This is a genomic window from Roseateles sp., assembly GCF_049240545.1.
Taxonomy (GTDB): Bacteria; Pseudomonadota; Gammaproteobacteria; order Burkholderiales; family Burkholderiaceae_C; genus Paucibacter_A.
Genome location: NZ_JBMLSK010000229.1, coordinates 1 through 1,588, shown reverse-complemented (window position 1 = coordinate 1,588; position 1,588 = coordinate 1). Strand labels below are relative to the sequence as shown.

2 protein-coding genes are annotated in these 1,588 nt (G+C 65.6%); both read left to right on the top strand.

Annotated elements, in window-relative coordinates; translation table 11 throughout:
- On the top strand, positions 1–783 hold a 783-nt coding region (locus tag ACOVRJ_RS16240), incomplete at its 5' end, for an HlyD family efflux transporter periplasmic adaptor subunit (RefSeq protein ID WP_422044876.1).
- 402 nt (positions 784–1,185) lie between these two features.
- Complete coding sequence (locus ACOVRJ_RS16235) at positions 1,186–1,503, top strand: hypothetical protein (RefSeq protein ID WP_422044875.1); 318 nt, start codon at positions 1,186–1,188, stop codon at positions 1,501–1,503.
- The last annotated feature ends 85 nt before the right edge of the window (positions 1,504–1,588 follow it).

Genomic DNA, 1,588 nt, shown 5'->3' with positions numbered 1-1,588 from the left:
ACCGCACAGCGGCGGCGCGCGCTCGGCGCCCAGCAGGCGACCCGGCTGGAGCAACTGGCACGGGAAGGCTTCGTCTCCGCCACCCAGGTGCAGACGCAGCAGCAGGACCTGCTCGACCAAGACGCACGCATCCAGCAGTTGAGTCGTACTCAGCTCGCGCTGCGGCGCGACCGACAGACGCTCGCCGCCGAAGTGGCCCAACTGGCCGCGCAACTGCAGACCGATCTCGCTTCAGTGGATCGCAGTCTGGCCGCACTGACCCAGGAGGGTGTGGAGAACGACGCGCGCCGCACACAGGTCGTGGTGGCTCCGCGCGCCGGCACGGTCACCGCGCTGGCGCTGCAAACCGGCCAGGCGGTGGCGCCTGGCCAGCGGCTCGCGATCCTCGCACCCCTGGACAGTCCTCTACAGGCACACCTCTTTGCGCCCAGCCGCACCGTGGGCTTCGTCGAACCCGGCCAGCCGGTGCGGCTGCGCTACGCGGCCTTTCCGTATCAGAAGTTCGGCCTGCAGGCCGGCACCGTGCGGAGCGTGACCAAGAGCGCGTTCGCGGCGACGGAACTGCCGCCGGGCGTGCAGCACCTGGCGCTGCGGGACATGGCACGCGAGCCGCTGTATCGGATCGTGGTGGCGCTGGAGCGCCAGCACATCGACGCCTACGGCCAGCCGCAACCGCTGAAAGCCGGGCTCACGCTCGATGCCGACGTGATGCAGGACCGCCGCCGCATCGTTGAGTGGATGCTGGAGCCGGCGATTGCGGTGATGCGCAGAACCGAAGGTTGATATGGGGATCGGGTCCCGCCCCGTTTAGGGTCCCAAACTGGTTACAGGAGCGAGCATGCACGTTCTTACAAATTCTCAAAGTGATGTCATCGGCGCCGGATTTGGACCACCCGGCGCTGCGGCAGGTGGTGCATTTGGAGGCGCTGCGGGTGGCGTAGCCGCCTGGGGCACATCGGGTGGGTCGGGATGGGCAACTGCGGTCGGAGCCTTCGCAGGAACAGTCGCAGGAAGCCTCACAGGCTTTGCAACGGGGAACATGGGCCTTGCCGCCGCCGCAGGCGCGGCGACGGGCGGCGGCGTGGGCAGCATGATGAGGTTCATGTTGAAGCAAGGGATTCGCTTGATCGTTGCACTCATCGGCGGAGGGACTGCTCCGCCGATGTCTCTTTGGAGTTCTGAAAAATGACACTGAAGAACTTGTTTCGACCCGACATTGAGCGCTTCAGCACCTACCAGAAAATTCCCGCCGAAAAGCGCACGAAGGGCTGGCTCAACGCACAGATGCGAGCCGTCGCCTCCCTTCACGGGCTCTTGGCTCTGACGCTGTTTGTGACAGTTTTCTTTGGGGGATTGAGAGGTTTTGCAGCGCTCGGGCTCGAAGGATCGTTTCTTTGGGCGATCCTTCCGGCGCTGATCGCTGGGTACGGTGCCGGCGAGGTTCTTGCGCGCGGCGCCAGCCGCCTCCTGCAGCGTCAATTCGAGAGGGGCGAGCCGTTCTGACCCGTAGGCTCGTCATGCGCGTTGTGCTTCAGTGGTGGCTCCGGTCGTTTGAACACGCACCCGGGGTGAGACAAGTGGATGGGCT